Raw genomic sequence first — 25,712 nt, 5'->3', positions numbered from 1 at the left:
TTAACCTTTTGCTTCAAAGACTTAAAAATGTTGTACTTCATTTTACGATTTCCAATATCTCAACTGTTGTCATCACATGATCAAAAATAATTTACTGAATGCTTCGCATTGGAATAGTCGGCATTCTACTTTCAATAATTTGTGGCCCTTGCCCAAGTAAAATGCCGTAATGCGTGGCATTAGTCATGACATTTTTTACATAGTCACGTGTTTCACTCAAAGGAATCGATTCAGTATATTGATCGGCAGATAAACTTTGATAATCGGGTTGCCATCTCTTGGCACGATTGGGTCCCGCATTATAACCTGCTGTTGCAAGTACGGGGTTACTACTCAGTTGATTTTGAATCATGGATAAATAAAACGTACCGTAGCGAATATTGGTATTGGTATCCGTCAATGCAGCAGGATTATAAGTTTCCCCCATTTGCTTCGCGACCAATTTAGCAGTGTTTGGCATAATTTGCATTAAACCGCCTGCTCCAACATGCGAACGTGCGGCACTCACAAAACGACTTTCTTGACGCATTAAACCATATGCCCAAGCAGGATCAATACCTACATTTCGACTATGGCTAACTACAGTTGCCTGATGTGGTGTTGCATAACGATAGGTATAGTTATGTTTTTTCTCGGTACGATCTGCTGCATAAATTGCACGATCATACCACCCCATATCACTTGCACGTTTCGCTGCCGCAAGTAATAAGCCATCATCATGTTTCAAATAAGCTTGACGAACTGCCCAGTTCCATTCACGTGTTGTATAGACCGCAGGTGCGTCAATATTTCGTAAAGCAAAAGCACGACGGAAATGAATATCTTGATTTAAACGTGTCTGATCACTCACAGAAGGTTGCTCTTGCGGTGCAGAAGCATTGTAACGTTGCCCAATTCGATCTTTTGCAAGCAAATTATGATAGTCCTCACCTGACATGGCAAGTCGTTTATAAATCTCTTCTGCCGCTTTTTTAGAGCCTTTATCGCCTCGCTGTTCAGATGCTCGAGCAAGCCAATACTGCCAACGATCTTCCTGCCGTTGTGTCATGCTCATACTATCAATAGCACGAATCACGCTCTCCCAAGAACCAAAACGAATGGCTTGACGTGCATAAACTTCTGCTTCTTCGGAGCTAAAAGGAACGCCATAACTTGCATCAAAGTTTTGTAAAACTTCACGGTTGAAATTATTTTTCATCACCGTTGTACCACCAATATAACCAACGGTTCTGTAAATATACTTTTGTACATCGGCAGGTATGCCCTGTACCAATCGTGGTACAGACTGCATTGCAGAAGTTAAATCTGTATCGGCAGCACGCCCGAGTGCAAATACTAAATACGCATAGTCTTGCACGTTATTTTTAGGCGCACTCCATAAGTAGTTCAATGGATTGGCTTGAATTTGATTAAACTGCGCCAAGGATAAAGTTACGCCTATACTCTGTGCTGTTGCAATTGCTTGCCCTGACTGCCCTGCACGTAACTGTGCATATAAACGTTGTTGGCGGTCTTGTTGTGTCATTAATGGACTAGTCAGCATTAAGCGCCCCAAGCCTATACAGGATTCGGGTTGTGAACTCGTATTGAGCCACACATCTTTAAACTCGGCATAGACCAATGAGTCGCCTGTTTTCGCACGGACTTGTGCAACGGCACAGCTTTCAGCCTGATCGGCATTGGTCACATAAGGTAATACAGGTTGGGCATTGACATAATCTGCTTGTTTTACTTTTTCTTCAACATAATCTGCAGAGAGCTTTTCTGCCATTGCCGATTGTGGATAACGCTGAGCGAAAGCGACAATGCTCGATGATGGTTGAAATGCCAAATTTGAATTCAATGACCAATATTCAGGATAATATCCGAGCGCATCATTTTGCATGGCATAACGATATTGCTCCAATGCTGAAGGGTTACTGGCATTACGTAAAGCATCATTAAATTGCTCTTCCGCTGCATGCGTAAGTTGAAATCCAGTACATGCCAATAAACCGAATGCATAAGACTTTAATTTTTTTTGATTGATTACTTCATTTAACATTGTTTTATTCACAACCATTCTTTCATTTTGCATGACTTGCCCATTATTCTAACTTGGCACGTATTTGTGCTTAGTTTAATTATTCTAATCCATTTCTACTGTTCTGTTATGTAACCTTATGATTCATATTTAATAATAGTCTTCATTTTTTATTCTTATTTTTCAATTTCAAAGCGATTTAGATAAAGCATAGGTCTTTGTGATGAAATGCTGTAAAATAATGCGCTTTTCGATGTTCACGAAAATATCACATCGAAACACCCGATTATTTTAAAGTTTAATTTTTCTGAAATTTAATTACAGTTATAGGATAAATACCTCCATGACGGTTGAAACCTTCATCCCTACCGCCCAAGCTGCCTCAGAAAACACTGTTATCCAGCCACAGCACATCCCACTCGATGGCTCAGTCAAAAAACTGTATATCGAAACTCAAGGGTGTCAGATGAATGAGTATGACAGTCATCGTATGGCAGATTTATTGGGTGATTCGCACGGTTATGTGCTGACCAAAGACCCTAAAGATGCCGATATTCTATTAATGAATACCTGTTCAATTCGTGAAAAAGCGCAAGAAAAAGTGTTTTCTGAATTGGGTCGCTGGCGCAAACTGAAAGAAAAAAATCCTGACCTGATCATAGGTGTTGGTGGTTGTGTTGCCTCACAAGAAGGTGACAACATTCAAAAACGTGCCAACTATGTCGACATGGTTTTTGGTCCTCAAACATTGCACCGTTTACCGCAAATGCTAGATCAACATTTTGATCAAGTTGAAAAGCCAAAGAAAGAAAAAATCAAATTAGTTGATATTTCATTCCCTGATATTGAAAAATTCGACTTCTTGCCTGAGCCTCGTGTTGAAGGCTATAAGGCCTTTGTTTCGATTATGGAAGGCTGTTCAAAATACTGCTCTTTCTGTGTTGTACCGTATACACGCGGTGAAGAAGTTTCTCGTCCACTCGATGATGTATTGGCAGAAATTGCGGTTTTGGCTGAAAAAGGCGTGCGTGAAATTTCATTGCTCGGTCAAAATGTCAATGGCTACCGCGGTGAAACCTTTGAAGGTGAAATTTGCACCTTCGCAGACCTCCTTCGCCTTGTTTCAGAAATTCCAGGTATTGGTCGTCTACGTTATACGACATCACATCCACTTGAATTTAATGATGAATTAATTCAATGCTACCGTGACTTACCACAAATGGTTTCACACCTTCATTTGCCTGTTCAAAGCGGTTCAAATGATGTATTACAAGCCATGAAACGTAATCACACGATTGATGTATATATCGAAAAAATTGCCAAACTACGTAAAGTCCGCCCAGATATGCATTTGTCTTCAGACTTTATTATTGGTTTCCCAGGTGAAACCGATGCGCACTTTGAAGAGACCTATCAGTTTATTCAAGATTTAGACTTTGACCATTCTTATAGCTTTATTTATTCAAAACGTCCAGGTACGCCTGCATCAGAGCTGCCTGACAGCACACCTGAAGATGTGAAAAAAGAGCGTTTGGCAAAAGTTCAACATTGGATCAAACAATCAAGTATTGCAAAAACAGATGCCATGCTCGGTACGGTTCAACGTGTCCTTATTGAAAATGTATCCAATAAAGATCCTAATCTTTTGGTTGGTACCGCAGATAATACACGTTTAGTTACTTTTGTCGGTGATGCCTCTTGGATTGGACGCTTTGCAGAAATTGAGATTACTGAAATTAAAACTTTAAATTTAGTTTACGGTGAACTCTTGAATCTTGAGCCTGACGTGACGTAATGTAAGAGCATAAACTTTTTTATAAAAAGGATATCTCTTGACGACAGCGATTCGACGTACGGTAGCTTTCCCGGGTATTTCACTTGACCGTTTACAAAGCATGCTCGGTGCTTATAACGGTCATTTGAAACAAATCGAACAACGTTTACAGGTCAATATTTCCAACCGTGGTGACAGCTTCTTTATTGATGGTGATTTAGAAGTTGTAGAACGTGCTGAAAACTTATTGCAACGCCTCTATGCAGAAGCCGAACTTTCACAGCCGATCAGTGCAGATACCATTCACTTAATGATTCAAGGCAGTCAAACTGAGCATGAATTGCAAGATGATCTTGTTGATGATGATGCACATTCAGGCTTAGATGACGTTTGGTTACAAACACGCAAAGGTCGGATTAATCCACGTGGTGCCAACCAAAAGCGCTACGTGCAACGTATTTTAAACAGTGATATTTCTTTCGGTGTTGGCCCTGCAGGTACGGGGAAAACCTATCTTGCAGTTGCAGCGGCAGTCGATATGCTTGAACGCAATGAAATTCAACGTATTCTTTTAGTCCGTCCTGCGGTTGAAGCTGGTGAAAAACTTGGTTTCTTACCCGGCGATTTAACTCAAAAGATTGATCCCTATTTACGCCCACTTTACGATGCCTTGTATGAAATGCTCGGTTTCGAGAAAGTGGCAAAACTGATTGAACGCCAAGTGATTGAAGTAGCTCCGCTCGCCTATATGCGTGGTCGTACCCTCAATCATGCTTTTGTTATTTTAGATGAAGCACAAAACACAACACCTGAACAAATGAAGATGTTTCTGACGCGTTTAGGCTTTGGTTCTCGTGCAGTTATTACCGGTGACATTACCCAAGTCGATTTACCACGTGGGCAACAATCGGGCTTAGCACATGCACTACGTGTAATTGAAAAGATTAAAGAAATTCATGTTACTCACTTCCATTCTCGTGATGTTGTGCGTCATCAATTGGTACAAAAAATTGTTGAAGCCTATGAAGGATGGGATAGTGAACAATATCGTTTAAGTGCTGAAGCACGTGCTGAACGTAAAGCACGTCAAGACGCCTTAATCTCCGACAATGATGCTAAAGCAGATCAGCAGCATCAAGATTAAACTTAAGGATGCATTTTGAAACTTAGTCTATCGCTACAACAAGATTTTCAAGCCGCTGAATTGGTCTTAAAACGTGGTGGTATCAAGAAAGTTGTAGAAACGACATTACGTTTTATTGGCACACAAAGCGACTGTGAAATGGGCATTGCCTGTGTCGATAATGCGGAAAGCCACAAACTCAATTTGGAATATCGTCAAAAAGACAAACCGACCAATGTTCTGTCTTTTCCAAGCGATCTACCCGATGAAATGGCACAGATTTTAGACACATTCCCAATTGGTGATTTGGTCATTTGTATTCCTGTCGTTTTACAAGAAGCTATTGAACAGCAAAAAACACCCATTGAACATTTCACTCATATGCTCGTACATGGCACATTGCATTTGATGGGCTATGACCACGAAACCTCAGAAGAAGATGCTGAAGAAATGGAAGCATTAGAAATTGAGATTTTAAATAAACTTGGCTTTGAAAATCCGTACACTGTAAAAGAAAATTGATTTTTAATATCAAATTTATTCATCGCTTTTCCTGTGCTAAACACATGCCAGAGTACATAGGAAAGCGATGAAGTTTCAACTTTACGCTGTAATCATCTACATCAATGCTGAATCATGTCGATGCACATGTGTGTTAGCTTAGTAATGCGGTGGACGATCTGAATTTGGATCAAAACTCGCAATACCTTCTGACAAATCAGATGATTCAATCCGTTGATAAATTAATTGCATTTGTTTCTTTAAATCAGCAATTTCCGCATTTTGTTTTGCAACCTGATCATTCAGTTGATCAACTAAATCGTCCAAAAATGCAATTCGGACTTGCAAATCTTCTATGGGTGCGGAAAATGACGCCTGATTATCTACACTTTTATCTTTAGTCACTTTTAGTCCTCATTGGGGAATTTTCAGGAAACAGTATGGCCTATATTACGTTAAGGGATGTCCAACTTGCATTTGGTGGACCAGCCCTGCTCGACGGCGCGAGCTTCAATTTAGAACGCGGCGAACGAGTTTGTTTGATTGGTCGTAACGGTGAAGGTAAGTCTACTTTACTCAAACTCATTGAGGGAAGTTTATTGCCTGATCGTGGTGAAATTGCACTACAAAATGGCATCACCATTTCCATGCTTGCACAGGATGTCCCAATGGACTCGGGCAAGGTGGCTGACATCGTTGCCGATGGTGCAGGCGAAGCTGCAACTGTACTTAGAGCATACCATGAAGCGAGTGATGCTTGTGTACTTGGCGATATGGATGCTTGTGATCGTATGGGCGAGCTACAGCATAAGATGGATCAGCTTGATGGTTGGGCACTTGAAACCAAAGTCAATTCTATTTTAAGTAAAATGGGCTTAGACCCTGATGCCGATCTTGCCGATTTATCGGGAGGTCGTAAACGTCGTGTACTTCTTGCTCGTGCACTTTTGACGCAACCAGACGTATTACTGCTTGACGAACCAACCAACCATTTGGACGTTGAAAGTATCGAATGGTTAGAAAAATTCTTACTTGATCAAAACAATTTAACTTTACTTTTCATTTCGCATGACCGTTCATTTGTAGACAGCATTGCAACGCGTATTGTAGAGCTTGATCGTGGAACTTTACGAAGTTATGAAGGTAACTATTCACGTTACTTAGAACTCAAAGCTATGCAAATGGAAGCTGAAGAAAAGCAAAATGCTTTATTCGATAAAAAGCTTGCAGAAGAAGAAGTTTGGATTCGACAAGGCATTAAAGCACGTCGTACCCGTAATGAAGGTCGTGTACGTGATTTAAAAGCATTGCGTGAAGAATCTAAAGCGCGTCGTTCACAGCAAGGTAAAGTGAACATGGCAACCCAAGATGCCAATCGTTCAGGTAAAGTAGTCTTTGAAATTAATAACTTGAGTGTGACTTTTGGCGACAATGCACCGATTATCAAAGATTTCTCTGCATTGGTACTTCGTGGCGACCGTATTGGTTTGGTGGGTGACAATGGTGTGGGTAAAACAACCCTTATCAAAGCCATTCTAGGTGAGCAAGAACATACTGGTACAGTCAAAACAGGTACACAACTTGAAGTGGCGTATTTTGACCAATTGCGTAATGCACTTGATCTTGAAAAATCAGTAAAAGATAACGTCTCTGAAGGTTCAGATTTTGTTGATGTAAATGGTGGCCGTCGCCATATTTACAGTTATTTGCAAGATTTCTTGTTCTCACCTGAGCGTGCTCGTACACCTGTAAAAGCATTGTCGGGTGGTGAACGTAACCGTATTTTATTGGCTAAATTATTGCTTAAACCATCAAACTTAATTGTGATGGATGAACCGACCAATGACTTAGATATGGTGACTTTAGAGTTACTTGAAGAAATGTTGGGCGGTTATAAAGGTACATTACTCCTCATCTCACATGACCGTGCTTTCATGGACAATGTCGTAACATCGACTTGGGTCTTTGATGGTAAAGGCCATATTGACGAGTACATTGGTGGTTACCAAGACTATTTAGAACAGCGCCCTGACCAAACTACAGTTGATCAAAAATCTGCTGTAAAAAAAGCCATTGCTAAAGCTGAAGCTGCTACAACTCCTGTTGAAGCCCCTGCGAAAAAAGTAAAGTTGAGTTATAAAGATCAACGTGCTTTAGAACAACTTCCTGCTGAAATGGAAGCGCTTGAAAAAGAGCAAGCTAAAATTAATGCACAACTAGCCGATGGTTCTTTGTTTGTATCTGACAATGATAAAGCCATGAAGCTGTCTGCACGTTTGGCTGAAATTGATGAGCAATTGCTTGAAAAAATGGAACGCTGGGAAGAATTGGAAGAAATGACCAAAGGTTAATTTTTCGTTATTTAAACCCTGCTATTTGAATGGAAAATGCTTTCGAGCATTTTCCATTTTATGAATATAAAAATAGTCACAATACATTCAATATGAATAGCCTCAAAAATTAGAAAAAAAAAGATAAAAAATTTTCTTCGGGCATCTTTCACTGCATTTTTTAACATTTAATTTAACCAAAATAAAAAGTTAAATTTCAGCCAAGTTTCTAGTAATTTTATTGGCTCAACAGTGGGTATTGCTATTTGGTTTGTAATGTCTAAGGCTAGCTTTCTTCATATGTACTATACCAATTTAGAATATTTATTTTTAGTATCGAGTATTTTTATGACCACATCAAATTGTGTAATCTTTAAAGCTTCAGAATATACGTGTATTGCTTGTTTAGCTTCTTGATCGTTACCGTTTATGACATCAATCATCATACAATTGACGGTGCAATATTATGCATGATTGATTGGTTGCTTGATGGCTTTTTTCATTGAATATACTTTAATAAAACTGGCACACTGAAAAGAACAATCTGAATAAAAGTGCAACTATTATCAAGCATTACATTAAAATGAACTTAAAAAAACAACCACATTACTATAGTCCTCATATTTACCTGATTTTATTCGCAATCTGATAATATTTTTCTACATTGACTCCATGATACTTTCACACAAATATTAGAATATGTATTTATCGAATCCAGTTCGGATTTCGAAAAATGAAGAGCAAAGATCATGAAAAAATTAACATCTGGTTTATTAATTGCATTTACTACCGCTATTTTCGCAGGCTCTGCAATGGCTTCAACTCCAACACAACATGCCACTGAAAAAACATCGAGTGTACAAATGACCAAACAGCATGAGTCAGCAATACACAAACACGAAGGTCACAAAAACATGAAACATACATCAGTTGCCGCAAAAAGTTCAGAGGAAAAAACCTTAGCTAAAAAATAATGTCTAGATATTTTGCTTTCACAATACGCTTCGCCACAGTTACTCCAGATTTCTGTGGCGGCGTTTTATTTTTATATTTAGTGCTTTAATATCTTATTTAATATCTAATTTTTCGGTCGGTTTGGTTAACCACAAAGACATTTTTCTCAGTAAATTATCAAAAAATGATTGTTGCAACAGCCAACACGTCAATATAGACAAGACCATGCAGATACCAATTTCAGCATAAATATTCAAATTGAGTTTCAGATAACGGGCAATCAGAATCACGACAAAACCATGCAACAAATATACAGGCAAAGTATTTTTCCCTAATTTGACCCAACGTGAGCCCAATGTTTTGCTTAGGGCAAAAATAGCAAACACTCCTAATGTAGATATCAACATATAAAAACTACGAATCAAAGTTCCATCTACGGCACTGACTTTCAATTGTGCATAGCTATAACTACCATATAGCCAAGAGGATTTAACCTGCGCAAAATATACTAGACTTGCAATCATCAATAAAATGATGAAACCCAGAATCCATACTTTATGAAACTGTTGGATTTTATGAATAAGCGTCTTTCCATACATCACTCCGATCATAAAAAATGGGAAAAATGTGAAAATCCTTCCTACCGAATATTGGTAGTTGTTCCAAGGGCTTAATCCAACCAATAAGCATAAAATAATCGATATCGGTACAGCAAAATGTTTAAGCTTCATTAAAAAATGTGCCAAAACCGTCCATACAATCATGCCTTGCAAATACCATAAAACCCAATATGGTCGTTCAAAAATATGCCAATTAAGCTGAAATTTACCTGACCAAAGTGCATCGAATAATGGAAAAAGCAGTTGAAATGGAATATATAAGGCTATAAAAAAAATGATATTTTTAAACCATTTATTATCTTTATAAAATAAACCTGAAATAAAAATAAACGCTGGCATATGAACAAAATAAATCGTGCCCAATAAGACATGATCAATCGGATTGCCCCACCCAATCATACATTCTAAAAAATGCCCAAAGACCACTAAAAAGATCAGAACGGCTTTAGTTGTATCTAAATAGTGATCTCTCATACGTTGGCTTCTATTCAATATTTGGATATTACAGCGTTGTTTATGAAATTATAAGCGGAATAAATCATTCATCACACATCTAAAACCGCCTGAAAAATATCACTTAAAAAAATACAACACGTAGTATTTTCAGCTTTAAAAAAGGATCATGCTACACTCAACATGTTTTCCCCTATTTAATCATTTTGATGCAATGAGTAAAAAGCACAACTACCAACCTGGGCAATTTTATTGGGCGTTCCTTCATCCTCGCTATTGGGGTATTTGGGTGGCGATTTTATGTTTGATGATGCTTGCAATATTACCTTGGGCAATTCAGCATCGTTTAGCAAAAGCATTGGGCAGTTTTGCCTATGACAGACTAAAATCACGTCGTAAAACTACCATTCGAAATTTGGAAGTATGTTTTCCCGAATGGCCACCTGAAGAAGTGCAAAAAAATGCACGTCTCGTTTTTATCGATATGATGATCGGGATTTTTGAAACCTTAAATGCGTGGTACTCGCCTAAATGGTTTAAAAATCGAGTCACTGTTGAAGGTTTAGAGCATCTGCATAAAGCACAGGTCGAAGGTAAAGGTGTGCTACTTTTAGGTACACATAGTACTTTGCTCGATGCAGGTGGTTATCTATGTACTCAATTTTTTGAGCTTGATGTGGTATATCGCCCACAAAACAATCCATTATTAGACATGCTGATTTACCGTTGCCGTAGCACAATTTATAAAAATCAAATTGACCATGACAATATGCGTGGTTTAATTCGTAATCTTAAAGATGGTAATGCTATTTGGTATAGCCCTGATCAAGATTTTGGTCTAAAACAAGGGGTTATGGCACCTTTTTTTGGTACGCCTGCTGCAACTGTCACGGCGCATCGTCGTTTGTTAAAAATGTCTCAAGCTGTTGCCATTCCACTATATTTTTATCGTTATGGCGATATTAAAAATCCACAATACAAAGTCATCCTTGAGCCCATTGTTGAGCCTTTACCGAGTGAAGATGAGTTAGATGATGCAACTCGAGTCAATAAAATTATTGAAAATCAACTTCGCATTGCCCCAACCCAATATATGTGGTTTCACCGTCGTTTTAAAACACGACCTGACAGCTATGACAAAATTTATTAACAATCGATCCAATGAACAACCATCCAAGCCAACACCTGTAAAGGAAAAGCCATGAAAGTAATGCAACTTCTACCTGAATTGAACAGTGGCGGTGTGGAACGTGGAACACTTGAAATTGCTCGTGCGCTCATTGCCGATGGTCATGAATCTATTGTCGTTTCAAATGGTGGACGCTTAGTTCCTGCACTTGAACAAGAAGGAACAACGCATTTAACCCTACCTATTCATAAAAAAGCTCTTTCGAGCTTGTGGCAAATTCGTCCATTACGAAAACTGATTCTTCAATATCAACCTGATGTGGTGCATGTGCGCTCTCGTGTACCTGCATGGCTCACACATTTTGCATTAAAGGGCATTCCTGTTGAGAAGCGCCCACATCTCATTAGTACCGTACATGGTTTTTATTCGATTAATCGTTATAGTCAAATTATGACTCAAGCTGAAAAAGTCATTGCTGTTTCAGATAGTGTGGTCAAATACATTACCGATCATTATAAAAATTGCCCACCTGAAGATATTGTACGCATCTTTCGAGGCATTGACCCTCAAGCATTTCCACATGGCTATCAACCACCCGCACAATGGTTCCATCAGACTTTTATCGATTTTCCTCAATTGGAAAATAAATTTTTAATTTGCTTACCGGGACGAATTACACGTCTCAAAGGACACGAAACACTGATCGCATTGGTTGAAAAACTACATCAGCAATATCCACAACTTCATGCGGTTGTCGTCGGTGGTGCTGATCCTAAAAAAGCTGCATATTTAGATGGGCTTGAAAATACCATTCAAAGTAAAGGACTTCGAGATCAAATTACCTTTGTCGGTCATCGTTCAGATATTCGTGAATGGCTTGCGATGAGTGATCTAGTGTTATCACTTTCTAATCAAGCAGAAACCTTTGGCCGTACAGCACTCGAAGCTCTTTCTGTCGGTACACCTGTTGTGGGTTGGAAACGTGGTGGCGTTGCAGAAATTTTATCTCGTCTCTATCCGCAAGGTTTAATTGAGGTTGACGATCAAACCGCTCTATTTGAAGCAGTACAATTGCATATTGATAACCCTCAATACGTTGCTCCTGTTACCCAATTTAGCTTGAAAGATATGTGTGATCAGACCATTCAACTGTATAAACGTGTGGCTCAAGGTAACTGATTTCTATTTTTCGATACAAATTTTAATATCTATTCAAATATAAATTAGGTACGCTTTTAATTGCCGATGATGTTGGAAATATCATATGGCGTATTTCAAGTAAATAAGCACTAAAATATAATGAAAAGCGTGATTTAAAATGGTGATTCGTCACCATTTTTATGCCTACTTTTTGCTCATCTCTTCTTTTATGATCAGAGTATCTATATCAGAAAATCTATAAAGCAAAACCCGAGTTCTGCATCCTGCAAAACTCGGGTTCTATGAGGTTGTGCTTTCAAATCTTATTGTTATTTTACGATATCCATACCGTCATCATATCCATGATATCTACATTCAGCGTCATCTTCCATATGGGACTTTCCATTCCCGTCTCCCTTGCCGATGAATATAGATTAAGCTGATAGATGTCCTTACACTATCCGCTATGGACTGAAATCGATGTAAGCATATGCGTACAAAATTCAAAATTTTCACGTTATTTCTGTCTAACAATTTTTACAACAACCAATTCATTTATAATCTTTTGCAATTTCATCTGTGACCATTTTTTCTTCTTTTTCAGCCTTTTCAATACCTTCCTGAATTGCTTGCTGTGCTTCTTGTTCATCAGCATCGGTTTGTTCTAATTCTTCCTGAATTTTCTCAAATACTTTTCCTGTTTGTAAAATCACATGAATTGGAAAATGATCTGAACCAATAAAAGGTAATCGCTCCATTTTAACTAAAGCAAAATCATTACTGTGAAAAACATGATCGAGTGACCACCTTAAAAACCAATAATTGGCATGAAAAGTATTGACATATTTACGCCCAACTCGAGGATCAAGCAGACCACTAATACGCTGAAACAGTCGTGTTGTTCGCGACCAAGCAACATCATTTAAATCTCCCATAACAATACAGCTTTCATCACGGTCTTTGATTTGATCTCCCACAATAAGTAACTCAGCATCACGTAAAGTCGAATCTTTGGCTTCCGTTGGACTTGGTGGTTTTGGATGTAAGCAATATAAACTGACAGGCTGACCTGATGGCAAAATCACAGTACAGTGAATAGAGGGTATTTCATCACTGAGAATAAATTTCACATCGATATCTATTAGTTTTAATTTGCTGTACAAATGCATACCGTACAAATTATCTAAAGGTATAGGTACACGGTAAGGATAATCTGATTCAATGGTCGATAAGGCATTTTGCCAAATCTGATCAGTTTCAAGAGTTAAAACTAAATCAGGTTTGTGCTTTGTAATTTGTTCAATGAGTAAATGATATTGGGTATTAGGTGTTAAGACATTCGATACAATCATTGAAATTTGTCGATTTACATCTAATTGTTCAGGACGTACTTGAGCAACTTGCTTCTTCCAAACAAACGTATAAGGCAATACCATTTTCAATTGGTAAGCCAAAGCCGCTATAAGTCCCAGTAAAACTATTTCTCGGATTAAATCCCAAGGTGCTTGCCAAAAAATTAGAACAATCAAAGTAAAAAAACCGACTGCTAATATCTGTAAGCGTGGAAAATCTGCACCTCGAAACCACCACTCATCTCTCGGAATAAGTGACCAAAAACTCAGCCAAATGACAATACCTGCGAGAATTTCAATTCCGATCATTTGTTGTCATCCTCATATTCTCATTTTTTTATTGATTCATAAATTTATATCAATTTTCCATGTAACATAAACAAGATATATTGCACAATATAGTTGCTGTTTTCATTGTGTTGCGCTTGCAGTTAAGCGCACTTTTGATACACTCGAAACCCCTTTAATTTTTTTATTAACGCACCGAGGCACAATGACATGAAAGTAGGTCTGGTCGGTTGGCGCGGGATGGTTGGTTCTGTCCTGATGCAACGTATGGTTGAAGAAAATGATTTTGCTCACTTCGAGCCATTTTATTTTTCTACCAGTAATGCAGGTGGTGAAGCCCCTGCATTTGGTGGTAAATCTGCTCCAGCACTTATGGAAGCGACAGACATTACCAGTCTGAAGCAAATGGATGTCATTATTACCTGCCAAGGTGGCGATTATACTTCTGAGGTTTTTCCAAAGCTAAAAGCTGAAGGTTGGAATGGCTATTGGATTGATGCTGCATCTACCTTACGGATGGATGATGAAGCAATCATCGTGCTTGACCCAGTCAACATGAATGTCATTAAAGATGGTTTGGTGAATGGCACTAAAACATTTGTTGGCGGTAACTGTACAGTTTCGTTGATGTTGATGGGCCTTGGTGGTCTATTCCAAAATAATTTAGTGGAATGGGCAACCTCGATGACATATCAAGCTGCTTCAGGCGCAGGTGCGCAGAATATGCGTGAATTGATCAACGGTATGGGTTATTTGTATAACAACACCAAAGACCTTTTAGATGATCCTAAATCACCCATTTTAGATATCGATTCTAAAATTGCAGCACTGCAACGTGGCGAAGGTTTCCCTTCTGCAAACTTTGGCGTGCCTTTAGCAGGTTCACTCATTCCTTATATCGACAAACAGCTTGAAAGCGGTCAGTCGAAAGAAGAATGGAAAGGTCAAGTTGAAACCAACAAGATCTTAGCAACATCACAAATCATTCCAATTGATGGTCACTGTGTGCGTATTGGTGCAATGCGTTGTCATTCTCAAGCATTAACATTAAAGCTGAAGAAAGATGTACCATTGAACGAAATCGAAGATATATTACGCAATGCCAACCCGTGGGCGAAAGTTGTACCAAATACACGTGATGCGTCTATGACAGATTTAACACCTGTTGCAGTAACGGGTACTTTATCTGTTCCAGTTGGTCGTTTACGTAAGTTGAACATGGGTAAAGAATATCTGGGTGCATTCACTGTAGGTGACCAACTTCTTTGGGGTGCAGCAGAGCCACTTCGTCGTATGCTTCGTATCTTAATTGACTATAAAAATGCTTAAATCTTTTTGTATCTGATACGAAACGAAAAGCCGATCACATTAGATCGGCTTTTTTTATGTAACTAGATGGTAAATATTTTACATTTCCATAACAGCTAGGTATTGTATACTTTTGCTGATCCGAACTTCATCTGAGCAATGGATAGAGATGACTGTATATAACAAATTAAAAATCGCCATTTTAGCCATTATTTCATCGCAGACTTTTGCGATTACCATTGATCCCATTCAGGTTCAATCGGGTTCTGGGGATTTATTGTATGCGGAAATGAAATTCCGTCATTCTGACCCAAATGCGCGTATTGAAGTTGGGCTTGCTGAAGCAAATGACCTGATGACTATTGGCGTTGCACACCAACCGCCTGGACATTTAAACTTTTTCACTAGACGTACCGGTGATGGCAGTGGTGTCATTGTAATTACCTCATCACGTCCTGTGGTCGACTCTGAACTGAATATTTTGCTTAAAATTAAAGAAGGCTCAGCAACCCATATTCAACAGGTTAAAACAGCACTAAAGCGTAGTCGTCCTGTAGCAGAACCTATTTCCTCAGGAACTGAAAAAGCACTGATTCCTCAGATAATTGTCAGCGAAAAAGATATTCAATTGAATTTACCAAGTAGCTCACAATATCAGGCACTCAATACTGCATCTACATCTGTTTCAACATCTGTACAAAGTAATACTTCTGCTCAATTAAGTACGCCTGTTGCCATTAGTATTACGCCGTCACACATTACGCCATTGGTCACTCAAAAATCTGCGCCTCCTTTAATGAATTCAACAGCTGTTATAAATTCTGAAAAATCAAATGCAACTGTGTTTAATCCTCAAGTGACACCAACAATAATATCAACACCTCAAGCTACAGTTCAGCCTGAAACAAAAGTGGCTGTTGAACAAGTCTTACCTACTCCTGAGCAAAATCAAGCGACTCAAAAGAAAAATCCTCAGGTAGAAGAAAAAGCAAAAACTACAACGACCAATAAGCAATCAAGTCAGCAAACAGCATCAAATAAGACCAATACTGCAGACAAGCATATTGTTCAAGCCAATGAGTCATTATGGAGAATCGCATCTCGTATTGCATCACAAAGCAATCAAAGCGTGCCTGAGGTGATGCGTCAGATCAAAGCCAATAATGAACATGCATTTATTCAAGGTGATATCAATCGTATTCGTCGTGGTGTTGCATTAAATCTATCAAATAGCGCCCAAACAGCGACAAAAAATACAAGCAAACAAAAAGCGATTATTCCACCAACAACACAGAAACAGTCGGGTAAAGCTAAATATCGTTTAGGACAAGATGAAATGAGCCTTGTTGCTGATAACAGCCTTGATGCTACACATGGGAAATCGAAAAAAGATCATCAGCAAAATCAAACAAATGCGGAATTGTCTACAAAAGTTATGACATCCCGAGAAAAAACGGTTAAATTACAGAAGAATGTATCTGAGTTAGCACTAGCTTTACAGCAAAAAGATCAAAGAATTCAATTGCTGAATGCAAGGCTTGCGCAACTACAGCAACAATTGCAGCAACAGAATCGTAGTAAAAAGTCTGCACAGTAATTTATTAATATTTTAAATAGACTTACACATCTATTGTTTGGTTTTTTCTTGGCAGAAAATGCGATAAAAATGATGAATAGTGATGATGTTAGTTTCATGAATAAAGTTCATTGATCTCAATGAAGGGGTTAAAATATGTTGTATGTGATTCCTTTTGTAGTACTACTTTTAGTACTCATCGTGCTGAAAAAGCGCGAATCGGCAAATAAGGAACAAGCTGAAAAATCGAATAAAGCAAGTAGTAGAAAGTCGACCAAAAAAAATACTACACGCTCAACACAAACTCGGCAGACTCAATCCAAAGTCGTCGAAGATGCCGTTGTTATTCAAAAACAGACAACACCATTAAAAGCCGACTTCAAAAAAAATATTGAACGCTTAATTCAAGAAAAAAACTATTTTTCTGCTGAAGCAAAAATCAATCAAGCATTGAATCAAGATAACTCACAACATGAGTTGTATTTATATTTACTTGATGTTCATCAAGCACATAAAGATGATCTAGCTATTGATCAGTTGCTAAATCATATTCGCTCACTCGGCTTAGAAGATATTTCAGCACAAGCTAACGCTAAACAAAAAGCTTATGAAGAGCAAGTTAAAGAATCTTCATCAGATGGTATTGATTTTGATCTTCCAGCAAGTAAAGCTGAGCCAGTAACGCAAAATACACAATCTGCTGCTGCTTTTGATGCGTTAGTCAGTCCAAATACAACAACGGCATCACCAAGTAATAGTTTTGATCTATTACAGTCAGAGCTCGATACTGAAAAATCAGCATCTGTACAACAAACTTCCGTTCCAACGCTTGATTTTTCACAAGAGCTCAAAGAACCTCAAGTACAAGAAAATCAAGCAGAGATTAAACCTCTAGATTTTAATTTCAGCTTAAATTCAGATACCCCAAGTGTGACTGAAGCGCCTGTTGAACCTGTCGCAAAAGCAGTAACATCTGATATTCAACCTTTAGAATTTAGTTTTGATCTGGCACCAAAAACCGAAGAATCCCCTGTCATTGAAAAAGCGGCAACCGTTATTGATCCAACGGACAGTTCTCCTGAGTTTCAACTTGATTTGCCTGAGCCAATTACGCACGATGCTGTAAAGCCTGCTTCAACAGAAAATATAGCTCCGCAAATTGACAGTAGCCTAGATTTTAACTTTGACATTGCAAAAGAAGTTCCGCAAGAAGTATCAACAACAGAACCAAGCCTAAGCCTTGATTTTGAACCAAGTGTTACTGAGCCTGTATTATCCGAACCAACAGAAGAAATCGTTGCAACTATACCAGTTTTTGATACTCAAAGAGCTGAGCTTGTACCTGAATCAATTCCTACAGCACAAGCAAGTAATGATCCACTCGTACAATCATTCCCTGAGCTATTATCTATCGATGATGCTCAACTCAATTTGGATTTGGCAGAAAAGTATATTGAACTCGGTGTCTATGACTCAGCACGTCAATTATTGAATGGCACTCAAGATTACACCCCTGCACAACGTGAACAGTCAGAAAATTTACTGAGTCGCATAGCTTCTTAAAAAAAATCGATTTAAGATAAAGCAGTCATTTATGACTGCTTTTTTTATGCTGATGAAGAATATGAATAAAATTGCCTTAATCTATATGGGTGGAACTTTTGGTTGTATTGGTGAACCACTAAGCCCGATGCCTGAATCGACCTTTATTCCGCAGCTACAACAGCTATTGCCCACAAAATATCAAACTATAGTAAGCTGCTTTCAAGCCGCCTCGATTAAAGACAGTAGTGCTTGTACGGCTCAAGATTGGTTGCAACTGATTCAGCAGATTCAAACCTTACAACTGCAAAATTTCCAACACTTTATTATCATTCATGGTACAGACACACTCAGTTATGCATCAGCAGTCTTGGCACAGTTTTTACAACAGTCATGCCACGTTATTCTTACAGGAAGCCAATTCCCACTTTTAAATATTGAAGGAACAGCTCTTCGTTCAAAGACGGATGCCTTAGATAATCTCAATACATCACTTGAAGCAATAACTCAAATTAAAGCAGGTGTCTATCTTTCTTTCCATCAACAAGTTTTTTATGCACAAACAGCCTTTAAAGTGCATACAACCGACTTAAATGCCTTCAATGGCATAGCTATTCAGGAAGAGTACCAAGATTTCTCTAGTAAAGCTTTATTGCCTTTACACGTTGAAATGATGCATATCGAAAAAGCAAACATGCTCAATATCATCAATTGGATGATGTTACCAATTGAAAAAGATCAACTTAGCCAAAATTTAAAACAACTACTCAATCAAGTACCTGACTTCCTAATTATTCAAGCCTACGGTACAGGAAACCTAGCAGTAAATGATGAAATTATAAATTTATTTCAGCAATTACGTACACTCGGTTGTCAAACCATTCTCACTACACAAGTTCTACACGGCGGAATAGATCAACGCTATGCAATTAGCCAGTGGATTAAAGAAACAGGCATTTTATTGAGTAATTCACATACTCAAGCCGATCTTTATGCCAAAATTCTGAAAATTTATTTACAATACCCCACTTCGGAACAATGGCATGACCATTGGCAATGATCATCCTGAATAGAGGTTTTTATGCAACGCTTTGCAATTGGAATTGAGTTTTGTGGTATGCGGTTTAAAGGTTGGCAAACTCAACAGGCGGGCGTGCGTAGCATTCAAGAAACCTTAGAAAAAGTACTTAGTACCATTGCCGATGAACCAATCATTTTACATGGTGCGGGTCGTACCGATGCAGGCGTACATGCTACCAATATGGTCGCTCACTTTGATACCAATGCTATTCGCCCACTAAAGGGTTGGTTGATGGGAGCAAATAGCCAACTTCCTAAAGATATTTCGATTCAATGGATTAAAGAAATGGATATGGATTTTCATGCCCGTTTCAAAGCCAAATCTCGTCGTTATCGTTATGTGGTTTATCAGTCACCAAGTCGCCCTGCACTACTCTATAAGCAAGTGACCCATGCCTATTATCCGCTCGATGTTGATAAAATGATTGTAGCTGCGCAAAAGTTTGAAGGTACGCATAACTTTGAAAGTTTCCGTGCAGCAGCCTGTCAATCCAATCAACCTGTACGTCATGTCAGCCATTGTCGATTGATTCGTCATGGCAACTATCTAGTGTTAGATATTCAGGCAGATGGCTTCTTACATCACATGGTGCGTAATATCATGGGCTGTTTATTAGAAGTGGGGCAAGGTCTATATGATGTTGATCATATTGATGAAATTTTTGCAGCAGAAGATCGTAAAGCGGCAGGTATTACTGCTCCACCCGATGGTCTATATTTTATTCAAGCACATTATCCTGAGCAATTTGAACTACCTCAACAGCCTTTAGGACCACATTGGTTGAATATGCCTGAGTAACTTCAGTATATTTTAAATGCTTAATGGGAAAATTATTCCCAATGGTTTATTAAATCTACCGAATTGTTCATTCATTTATTTTTCTCAAACAATAGCCCAATAAAAAAGCTCCGAATATTACAATTCGAAGCTTTTTTGAGTATCACAATTAGAAATATTAACGCTGTTTACGCTTTCTATACTCCACAGGCGTTTCATTCGTCCACCGCTTAAATGCTCGGTAAAACGTACTCGGCTCAGAGAAACCAGTTAAATATACAATGCGTTCAACACTTTCACTCGTATTCGCTAAGAGTTTTTTTGCAAGACGACAACGATAATCCGACAAAATCTGCTGAAAACTTGTGTTTGCCTCAGACAACTGAGTCCGTAAACGACGTGGCGTAATACTGAGCTGTGCAGCAACGGTTTCAAGTGTCGTCTCGCCACTTTCTAAAGTTGAACCAATCGCACGGCGCACTTCACCGACCAAATCATAACGTGCCAATTCTTGTAATTTCTCAATCGCAAGTTGTTCATGCAATTGCAGAAGTTCAGGTTCGGCTTGCCACAGCGGATAATCCAAAATGGAAGGATCGAAATACAAACGGGTTTCTTTCTGCCCTAAACTCACGGGGCATTCATAGACTCGAAGATATTCTTCATCTGCTGCACCTTCAGTAAAGTTAAAATCGATATAGATCGGCTCAAAACGACCTTCAGTAATAAATTTAAAAAATCGAAGAATACCCGATAGCGCACATTCAGAAAAATGCCGATTAACAATATTTTCCGCCCAAGGTCGTACACCATTGGTTAGATAACAACGACCGTCTTCCTGTACGAGCGTAGCATGAAAAGCATCACTAATCAGACGCTGATAGGCAAGTGCCCTTTTTAGCCCTTCACCGAAGTTTTCACTTGAAATAAATAAGTGCTCAATCACCTGCCCTCTATACAAAGGCAGATGCTCACCAAGATATAAACCAATGTCTGGGTTTTTACTGACTTCTTCAGCGGCTACCCAAAATGCATATTGTGCATTTAAGGGCGTTCGTGCATTTTGGTCGACTTGATTCAGAGCGACACCCGCTTTTGTTAAAATTTCTTCTGTTGGCAATCCCGCACGTCGGATTGCTTGATAGCCTAATCGTAAAACAACCGAAGCATCCGTTAGCTGACTCACGCAGTCCCCTTCCTTGTATCTTATTCATTATACTTAAATCAGAGATTTTTAGATTACAGTCGATTGACCAAACTGACAACAGTTATTGGTATTTTTTTGTAGAAATTGTTTCATGATCAGTTCGATTAATTAGGATGCATCTGGCACCTGTAAACCTCCATTTGTCTTGTTTTTTTCAAAAAAATTGCCTATAATTTGCCCCTTTCCAATTTGATCATCAGGTAGGCTATGGCCAATAAAGAGGAACTTATCGAGTTCGAAGGCGTTGTCACCGAAACGCTTCCTAATACTATGTTCCGTGTACGTTTAGAAAACGGTCACGAAGTAATCGCCCACATTTCAGGTAAAATGCGTAAACATTATATTCGTATTTTAACTGGCGATAGTGTTAAAGTCGAAATGACACCATACGACTTAACAAAAGGTCGTATTACTTATCGTGCACGCTAAGTCTTAGCAAGCGAAAAGCCACTTTATTAGAGTGGCTTTTTTCATTTACGCCTAGCGCCTATTTAAGCGTTAGATTTTCTACGCCTGTATAAAATCAATTAAAGTATTAGTTGCGCAGTACATTGGTCTTACATCCCACAGTATTACACTCGCGAATGCGCTCTATTAACCACGCATTACGTTCTTGAGTTTGCTCTAAATTACAATTTACAAATACTCTACGTTCCTCGTTATCTGAACATTGCGCATCACGCTCTCGAATCCAAGCCAATTGAGATTTTTTTAAAATACTTTTTTGTGATGTATTTAATTTCCCTTGTAATAATTTATAGTTTTTATTCAGCTCTGCATCAGCACTCGCAAAAATCTTATTTGTACAGTAAATGTCATCATAAGCATTCCGTGCATTTTCGCAGTTATCGGCAAATGCCATGTTTGAACCCATCAACATGAATACACCGAGTAACATTGACTGACCTAGACGCTGAACGGGAGCGTTCATTTTTATTAATGTTTCCATCATTCATTCTCACTTTTTTTATTTGCTGTACTTTGATGTAACCCCGCTACATCAGGATCAATTTTTTAAAAATCACTGAATATAACCAATAATCAGAATTTTCATCACATTTATATTTTAAGCAGAGTTTATATTCTATTATGTTGTTTATTGTGTATTCACTTGCTCTAGAAAAAGGTGGTGGTGTATGAATTGGAAAATATCAATAGCCTCGCTATGTAGTATGGCTGTTTTAACGGCTTGCCAAACTTCTCAGCCTACAAATTACATGCAATTGGACAAATATCTCAACAGCTTCATTGGTCAAGATAGCCAAAAAATTCAACAGCAAATTGATTTTAAATCTCTAGGATATCAAGCAAACCCCACACCCCAACTGACAGACTCAACGCTGACTTATATTATTCTTCGTCCCGTGAACATTCCCATTACTGTCACTCCAACTGTCGGTGTTAATGCAGCAGGCGTTCCCGTAATTCGCAATGATCCTTCAAGCTCACCAACGTATGATATCAATTTCAACTGCAAAGTGATTTTCAATTTGAAGAACAATATCGCTCAGTCAATTGATTATTATGGTAAAGCATGTTGATTTAAGCATTCGAAATATCAAAATATCGCCATAAAAAAACACAGCCAAAGCTGTGTTTTTTTATTCAATTGAAGCTTTAGGTGAACTTAGTTCAATGCTGCAACAACTGCTTGACCCATTTCAATTGTACCGACTTTTTTCATCCCTTCTGACATGATATCGCCTGTACGTAAACCTTGATCTAAAACGCTACCTACTGCATCTTCAATCGCTTTTGCAGCAGCTTCTTCACGGAATGTGTAACGAAGCATCATGGCAACAGAAAGAATCGTTGCTAATGGATTGGCAATGTTTTGACCTGCGATGTCTGGTGCTGAACCATGACATGGCTCATACATCCCTTTACCATTTTCATCTAAAGATGCAGATGGCAACATACCAATTGAACCCGTTAACATTGCTGCCTCATCAGATAAAATATCACCGAACAAGTTACCTGTAACGATCACATCAAACTGTTTAGGCGCACGCACCAATTGCATTGCAGCATTATCAACATACATGTGTGAAAGATTGATTTCAGGATATTCTGCTTCTTTCATTGCCGTCACAGTTTGTTTCCAAAGCTCAGTCACTTCAAGGACATTGGCTTTGTCGACTGAACACACTTTACCACCACGTAAGTTCGCCATATCAAAGGCAACTTTTGCAATACGTTTGATTTCAGATTCTGAATAAACGTCAGTGTTAAAGCCCTGTTTTTCACCGTTTTCTAATTCACGGATACCACGAGGTTGACCAAAATAGATTCCACCTGTCAATTCACGAACAATCAGAATATCTAAACCTGCAACAATTTCAGGTTTTAAGCTTGATGCATCGGCAAGTTGTGGATACAGAATCGCAGGACGTAAGTTTGCAAATAAATTCAATTCACTACGAATTTTCAATAAACCACGTTCAGGACGAATTGAACGTTCAATAGCATCCCACTTTGGACCACCCACTGCACCCAATAAAATTGCATCGGCTTTTTTCGCCTGTTCTGCAGTTACTGCAGGATACGGTTCGCCATGTGCATCAATTGCCGCACCACCAAGTAAACCTTGTTCCCATGTCAATCCAAGGTTGAATTTATCATTTACAGTCGTTAAAACTTGTTCTGCTGCTTTAACAATTTCAGGGCCAATTCCATCGCCCGCTAAAATTAAAATTTGTTTTGACATGAGTGTTTCCATTTGAGGTTTCAGTATCAAATTTACTGAAGAAGTTTAAATTTTTTGTTCAATGTATTCACTCACTCCCGTCACCACATTATAAGGACGACAGAAACGGCGAATAACCCGAGTGTTTTGCAACAAATCTACGCACAATGGTGGTGGCGCAGACACATTCAATAAACTACCGCTATTTTGTTTACGGTCACGGTACATTTTGAATGTATATTTTTGATTGGCTTTAAACCGATGGATCACATGGAATACTTCAGCATGTTGCTGTGATATTGGGTAAAAGCGAATGACTAACTCATGTTGCTTCGCTGGAACGTACAAATAAAGTTGCTTGTTTAACTCTGTACTTTCCGTATATTTCACCCAGCCACGTTTTACAGCATCTGAATTAATTCGTTGTGTTTTTTCATTCACAACAATCAAATCATCCAAACGACCAAACTGACAGCTTTCAGCACCACTACAGTAAATCTGCACAGTATTCTGATTTACATCACTTTTACTGTCAGGGTGTCCTTTAACAGCGTCAAACATTTGACACGCACCTAGCACACTACTGCCAAATACCATCAAAAGACTATAAGCTAAATTTTTGGTCATTGTTTCTGCCCAACCTCACTCAATGAGTGCATACATTGATTTCTTATGCACGTCATGTTAGCAAGAGTTCGGCATTCAAGCCATGTAAAATTAACCTTTGATTTCAGTAAAGACCCAAGGACGTGATTGCTTGGTTTTCGCCTCATAGGCTTTAATGTCATCTGACACTTGTAAAGTTAAACCAATGTCATCAAAACCATTTAACAAACAATGCTTACGAAATGGGTCGACTTCAAATTTGAAGCTTTCGCCATTTGTAGTACGGACTTCTTGCGCTTCAAGATCAATTGTTAACTGATAACCTTCATTGGCATTACATTCTTTAATTAACTGATCGACAATTTCTTCAGACAAAATTACAGGCAACATGCCATTTTTAAAGCTGTTATTGAAGAAAATGTCTGCATAACTTGGCGCGATTACAGTACGAAACCCATATTCTTCCAATGCCCACGGCGCATGCTCACGGCTTGAACCACAACCGAAGTTTGCACGTGTAACAAGAATCGTCGCACCTTGATAACGCGGTTGATTCAATACGAAATCTGGGTTTTTAGGACGTTTTGAGTTGTCTTGCCCTAAAAAGCCTTCATCTAAATAACGTAATTCATCAAATAAATTTTCTCCAAAACCTGTACGTTTGATTGATTTCAAAAACTGTTTTGGAATGATCAAGTCTGTATCGACATTGGCACGGTCTAATGGTGCAACGATACCTTGTTCAACGGTATATTTTTTCATGGTCAATCTCGTTATTTAAATCTCAGAGAAGATGACATTTGTTTAATCATCTCATTCATTTTATCTTTCTCTGATACAGGATAATCAAAGTGGACGACTATAGCCTCTCTATTTTTTACGACAATATGATCATAAAAAATGTTACCCGAAGAAGTATATCCACTGATGGTATAACTGTTCTGCTTCTTTCTTTGATAAGTAATGGAATTCTCTTTAGAATACTCTGATTTTAAAGATGCTAAATATTGCTGATCTGAGTCATAGAATACGCCTGGCGCATGTGTTCCATACGCCCGAATATCTGCTTTACTACCTACCAATTTGAAAATTCGTCCATCGCCATTAATAGATTCTGGATATTGAGTTTTCAATGATGATGGGTAATCAACACAAAACTGAAAACGTGGATTACAATATGTACTCGCATTTACCCATGTAGAACAACTCAATAAAGCGATACACAAAAATCCTATTTTCATA

The 25,712-nt window shown here is 38.4% G+C and carries 24 protein-coding genes; 14 read left to right on the top strand and 10 right to left on the bottom strand.

Annotated elements, in window-relative coordinates; all coding sequences use genetic code 11:
- Positions 1-91: 91 nt before the first annotated feature.
- Entirely contained in the window at positions 92-2,044 is a 1,953-nt protein-coding gene (locus tag ACK2M2_RS11975; protein ID WP_419348765.1) for a transglycosylase SLT domain-containing protein, read from the bottom strand.
- A gap of 322 nt (positions 2,045-2,366) precedes the next feature.
- Between ACK2M2_RS11975 and miaB the strand changes: the two genes are divergently transcribed.
- Genes miaB through ybeY form a run of 3 tightly spaced genes read left to right on the top strand, consistent with a single transcriptional unit; the run spans position 2,367 to position 5,442 of the window.
- A complete protein-coding gene (miaB, locus tag ACK2M2_RS11970) occupies positions 2,367-3,818 on the top strand; it encodes a tRNA (N6-isopentenyl adenosine(37)-C2)-methylthiotransferase MiaB (RefSeq protein WP_419348735.1) in 1,452 nt (483 codons plus the stop codon).
- A gap of 37 nt (positions 3,819-3,855) precedes the next feature.
- Complete coding sequence (locus ACK2M2_RS11965) at positions 3,856-4,941, top strand: PhoH family protein (RefSeq protein ID WP_419348732.1); 1,086 nt, start codon at positions 3,856-3,858, stop codon at positions 4,939-4,941.
- A 15-nt stretch (positions 4,942-4,956) separates the two neighbouring features.
- Complete coding sequence (ybeY, locus tag ACK2M2_RS11960; RefSeq protein WP_409512333.1) at positions 4,957-5,442, top strand: rRNA maturation RNase YbeY; 486 nt, start codon at positions 4,957-4,959, stop codon at positions 5,440-5,442.
- Positions 5,443-5,580: 138 nt separating this feature from the next.
- Here ybeY and ACK2M2_RS11955 read toward each other — a convergent pair whose 3' ends face one another.
- Positions 5,581-5,826 carry a SlyX family protein gene (locus tag ACK2M2_RS11955; RefSeq protein ID WP_409512334.1) on the bottom strand — a complete coding sequence of 82 codons (246 nt, stop codon included), beginning with the start codon at positions 5,824-5,826 and terminating at the stop codon, positions 5,581-5,583.
- A gap of 35 nt (positions 5,827-5,861) precedes the next feature.
- Here ACK2M2_RS11955 and ACK2M2_RS11950 point away from each other — a divergent pair, with 35 nt between their 5' ends.
- Positions 5,862-7,772 (top strand): ATP-binding cassette domain-containing protein, encoded by a 1,911-nt coding sequence (locus ACK2M2_RS11950; RefSeq protein WP_419348729.1) that lies wholly within the window; start codon positions 5,862-5,864, stop codon positions 7,770-7,772.
- Between the two features lie 728 nt (positions 7,773-8,500).
- Entirely contained in the window at positions 8,501-8,725 is a 225-nt protein-coding gene (locus tag ACK2M2_RS11945; protein WP_419348726.1) for a hypothetical protein, read from the top strand.
- Positions 8,726-8,818: 93 nt separating this feature from the next.
- On the opposite strand, the gene ACK2M2_RS11940 is transcribed toward ACK2M2_RS11945, so the two are convergent.
- Positions 8,819-9,799 carry an acyltransferase family protein gene (locus ACK2M2_RS11940; RefSeq protein ID WP_419348723.1) on the bottom strand — a complete coding sequence of 327 codons (981 nt, stop codon included), beginning with the start codon at positions 9,797-9,799 and terminating at the stop codon, positions 8,819-8,821.
- 193 nt (positions 9,800-9,992) lie between these two features.
- On the opposite strand from ACK2M2_RS11940, the gene ACK2M2_RS11935 reads away from it, so the two are divergent.
- Positions 9,993-10,928 carry a lauroyl acyltransferase gene (locus ACK2M2_RS11935; RefSeq protein ID WP_419348762.1) on the top strand — a complete coding sequence of 312 codons (936 nt, stop codon included), beginning with the start codon at positions 9,993-9,995 and terminating at the stop codon, positions 10,926-10,928.
- Between the two features lie 51 nt (positions 10,929-10,979).
- Positions 10,980-12,086, top strand: a complete 1,107-nt coding sequence (locus ACK2M2_RS11930; RefSeq protein WP_419348721.1) for a glycosyltransferase family 4 protein — start codon at positions 10,980-10,982, stop codon at positions 12,084-12,086.
- A 512-nt stretch (positions 12,087-12,598) separates the two neighbouring features.
- Here ACK2M2_RS11930 and ACK2M2_RS11925 read toward each other — a convergent pair.
- Positions 12,599-13,708, bottom strand: coding sequence for an endonuclease/exonuclease/phosphatase family protein (locus ACK2M2_RS11925; RefSeq protein WP_419348718.1), 1,110 nt, complete (start codon positions 13,706-13,708; stop codon positions 12,599-12,601).
- Between the two features lie 189 nt (positions 13,709-13,897).
- On the opposite strand from ACK2M2_RS11925, the gene asd reads away from it, so the two are divergent.
- The 5 genes from asd (at position 13,898) to truA (ending at position 19,992) form a co-directional block, all read left to right on the top strand.
- Positions 13,898-15,016, top strand: coding sequence for an aspartate-semialdehyde dehydrogenase (gene asd, locus ACK2M2_RS11920; RefSeq protein ID WP_419348715.1), 1,119 nt, complete (start codon positions 13,898-13,900; stop codon positions 15,014-15,016).
- Positions 15,017-15,164: 148 nt separating this feature from the next.
- Positions 15,165-16,592 (top strand): hypothetical protein, encoded by a 1,428-nt coding sequence (locus ACK2M2_RS11915; protein ID WP_419348712.1) that lies wholly within the window; start codon positions 15,165-15,167, stop codon positions 16,590-16,592.
- Between the two features lie 135 nt (positions 16,593-16,727).
- A complete protein-coding gene (locus tag ACK2M2_RS11910; protein ID WP_419348709.1) occupies positions 16,728-18,134 on the top strand; it encodes a hypothetical protein in 1,407 nt (468 codons plus the stop codon).
- A gap of 61 nt (positions 18,135-18,195) precedes the next feature.
- Positions 18,196-19,173, top strand: a complete 978-nt coding sequence (locus tag ACK2M2_RS11905) for an asparaginase domain-containing protein (protein WP_419348760.1) — start codon at positions 18,196-18,198, stop codon at positions 19,171-19,173.
- A 21-nt stretch (positions 19,174-19,194) separates the two neighbouring features.
- Complete coding sequence (gene truA, locus ACK2M2_RS11900) at positions 19,195-19,992, top strand: tRNA pseudouridine(38-40) synthase TruA (RefSeq protein ID WP_409512344.1); 798 nt, start codon at positions 19,195-19,197, stop codon at positions 19,990-19,992.
- A gap of 157 nt (positions 19,993-20,149) precedes the next feature.
- Here truA and ACK2M2_RS11895 read toward each other — a convergent pair whose 3' ends face one another.
- Positions 20,150-21,157 carry an AraC family transcriptional regulator gene (locus ACK2M2_RS11895; RefSeq protein ID WP_419348705.1) on the bottom strand — a complete coding sequence of 336 codons (1,008 nt, stop codon included), beginning with the start codon at positions 21,155-21,157 and terminating at the stop codon, positions 20,150-20,152.
- Between the two features lie 228 nt (positions 21,158-21,385).
- Between ACK2M2_RS11895 and infA the strand changes: the two genes are divergently transcribed.
- Positions 21,386-21,607, top strand: coding sequence for a translation initiation factor IF-1 (gene infA, locus ACK2M2_RS11890; RefSeq protein WP_001284370.1), 222 nt, complete (start codon positions 21,386-21,388; stop codon positions 21,605-21,607).
- Between the two features lie 106 nt (positions 21,608-21,713).
- Here the strand turns inward: infA and ACK2M2_RS11885 are convergent, their stop codons facing one another.
- Entirely contained in the window at positions 21,714-22,076 is a 363-nt protein-coding gene (locus ACK2M2_RS11885) for a lysozyme inhibitor LprI family protein (protein WP_419348757.1), read from the bottom strand.
- A gap of 238 nt (positions 22,077-22,314) precedes the next feature.
- Here ACK2M2_RS11885 and ACK2M2_RS11880 point away from each other — a divergent pair, with 238 nt between their 5' ends.
- On the top strand, positions 22,315-22,719 hold the full coding sequence (locus tag ACK2M2_RS11880) for a hypothetical protein (protein WP_419348702.1): 405 nt from the start codon (positions 22,315-22,317) through the stop codon (positions 22,717-22,719).
- Between the two features lie 86 nt (positions 22,720-22,805).
- Here the strand turns inward: ACK2M2_RS11880 and leuB are convergent, their stop codons facing one another.
- The 4 genes from leuB to ACK2M2_RS11860 all read right to left on the bottom strand — a co-directional run bounded on the left by leuB (position 22,806) and on the right by ACK2M2_RS11860 (position 25,711).
- Positions 22,806-23,885, bottom strand: coding sequence for a 3-isopropylmalate dehydrogenase (gene leuB / locus ACK2M2_RS11875; RefSeq protein ID WP_419348699.1), 1,080 nt, complete (start codon positions 23,883-23,885; stop codon positions 22,806-22,808).
- Between the two features lie 45 nt (positions 23,886-23,930).
- Positions 23,931-24,491, bottom strand: a complete 561-nt coding sequence (locus ACK2M2_RS11870; RefSeq protein ID WP_419348697.1) for a hypothetical protein — start codon at positions 24,489-24,491, stop codon at positions 23,931-23,933.
- A gap of 90 nt (positions 24,492-24,581) precedes the next feature.
- Complete coding sequence (gene leuD / locus ACK2M2_RS11865) at positions 24,582-25,232, bottom strand: 3-isopropylmalate dehydratase small subunit (RefSeq protein ID WP_419348695.1); 651 nt, start codon at positions 25,230-25,232, stop codon at positions 24,582-24,584.
- A gap of 11 nt (positions 25,233-25,243) precedes the next feature.
- Positions 25,244-25,711, bottom strand: coding sequence for a hypothetical protein (locus ACK2M2_RS11860; protein WP_409512350.1), 468 nt, complete (start codon positions 25,709-25,711; stop codon positions 25,244-25,246).
- Between the last annotated feature and the right edge of the window lies 1 nt (position 25,712).

Source organism: Acinetobacter sp. TY1, assembly GCF_048551395.1.
Lineage (GTDB): Bacteria > Pseudomonadota > Gammaproteobacteria > Pseudomonadales > Moraxellaceae > Acinetobacter.
The sequence above is the reverse complement of the archived record's forward strand: the minus strand, read 5'-3'. Positions and strand labels throughout refer to the sequence as shown.

Excerpts from the sequence above, each read along its gene's own strand:
- ACK2M2_RS11975 (WP_419348765.1), bottom strand. The coding sequence starts at position 2,044 with ATGTTAAATGAAGTAATCAATCAAAAAAAATTAAAGTCTTATGCATTC.
- miaB (WP_419348735.1), top strand. The coding sequence starts at position 2,367 with ATGACGGTTGAAACCTTCATCCCTACCGCCCAAGCTGCCTCAGAAAAC.
- ACK2M2_RS11950 (WP_419348729.1), top strand. The coding sequence starts at position 5,862 with ATGGCCTATATTACGTTAAGGGATGTCCAACTTGCATTTGGTGGACCA.
- ACK2M2_RS11945 (WP_419348726.1), top strand. The coding sequence starts at position 8,501 with ATGAAAAAATTAACATCTGGTTTATTAATTGCATTTACTACCGCTATT.
- ACK2M2_RS11940 (WP_419348723.1), bottom strand. The coding sequence starts at position 9,799 with ATGAGAGATCACTATTTAGATACAACTAAAGCCGTTCTGATCTTTTTA.
- ACK2M2_RS11935 (WP_419348762.1), top strand. The coding sequence starts at position 9,993 with ATGAGTAAAAAGCACAACTACCAACCTGGGCAATTTTATTGGGCGTTC.
- ACK2M2_RS11930 (WP_419348721.1), top strand. The coding sequence starts at position 10,980 with ATGAAAGTAATGCAACTTCTACCTGAATTGAACAGTGGCGGTGTGGAA.
- ACK2M2_RS11925 (WP_419348718.1), bottom strand. The coding sequence starts at position 13,708 with ATGATCGGAATTGAAATTCTCGCAGGTATTGTCATTTGGCTGAGTTTT.
- asd (WP_419348715.1), top strand. The coding sequence starts at position 13,898 with ATGAAAGTAGGTCTGGTCGGTTGGCGCGGGATGGTTGGTTCTGTCCTG.
- ACK2M2_RS11915 (WP_419348712.1), top strand. The coding sequence starts at position 15,165 with ATGACTGTATATAACAAATTAAAAATCGCCATTTTAGCCATTATTTCA.
- ACK2M2_RS11910 (WP_419348709.1), top strand. The coding sequence starts at position 16,728 with ATGTTGTATGTGATTCCTTTTGTAGTACTACTTTTAGTACTCATCGTG.
- ACK2M2_RS11905 (WP_419348760.1), top strand. The coding sequence starts at position 18,196 with ATGAATAAAATTGCCTTAATCTATATGGGTGGAACTTTTGGTTGTATT.
- truA (WP_409512344.1), top strand. The coding sequence starts at position 19,195 with ATGCAACGCTTTGCAATTGGAATTGAGTTTTGTGGTATGCGGTTTAAA.
- infA (WP_001284370.1), top strand. The coding sequence starts at position 21,386 with ATGGCCAATAAAGAGGAACTTATCGAGTTCGAAGGCGTTGTCACCGAA.
- ACK2M2_RS11885 (WP_419348757.1), bottom strand. The coding sequence starts at position 22,076 with ATGTTACTCGGTGTATTCATGTTGATGGGTTCAAACATGGCATTTGCC.
- ACK2M2_RS11880 (WP_419348702.1), top strand. The coding sequence starts at position 22,315 with ATGAATTGGAAAATATCAATAGCCTCGCTATGTAGTATGGCTGTTTTA.
- leuB (WP_419348699.1), bottom strand. The coding sequence starts at position 23,885 with ATGTCAAAACAAATTTTAATTTTAGCGGGCGATGGAATTGGCCCTGAA.
- ACK2M2_RS11870 (WP_419348697.1), bottom strand. The coding sequence starts at position 24,491 with ATGACCAAAAATTTAGCTTATAGTCTTTTGATGGTATTTGGCAGTAGT.
- leuD (WP_419348695.1), bottom strand. The coding sequence starts at position 25,232 with ATGAAAAAATATACCGTTGAACAAGGTATCGTTGCACCATTAGACCGT.
- ACK2M2_RS11860 (WP_409512350.1), bottom strand. The coding sequence starts at position 25,711 with ATGAAAATAGGATTTTTGTGTATCGCTTTATTGAGTTGTTCTACATGG.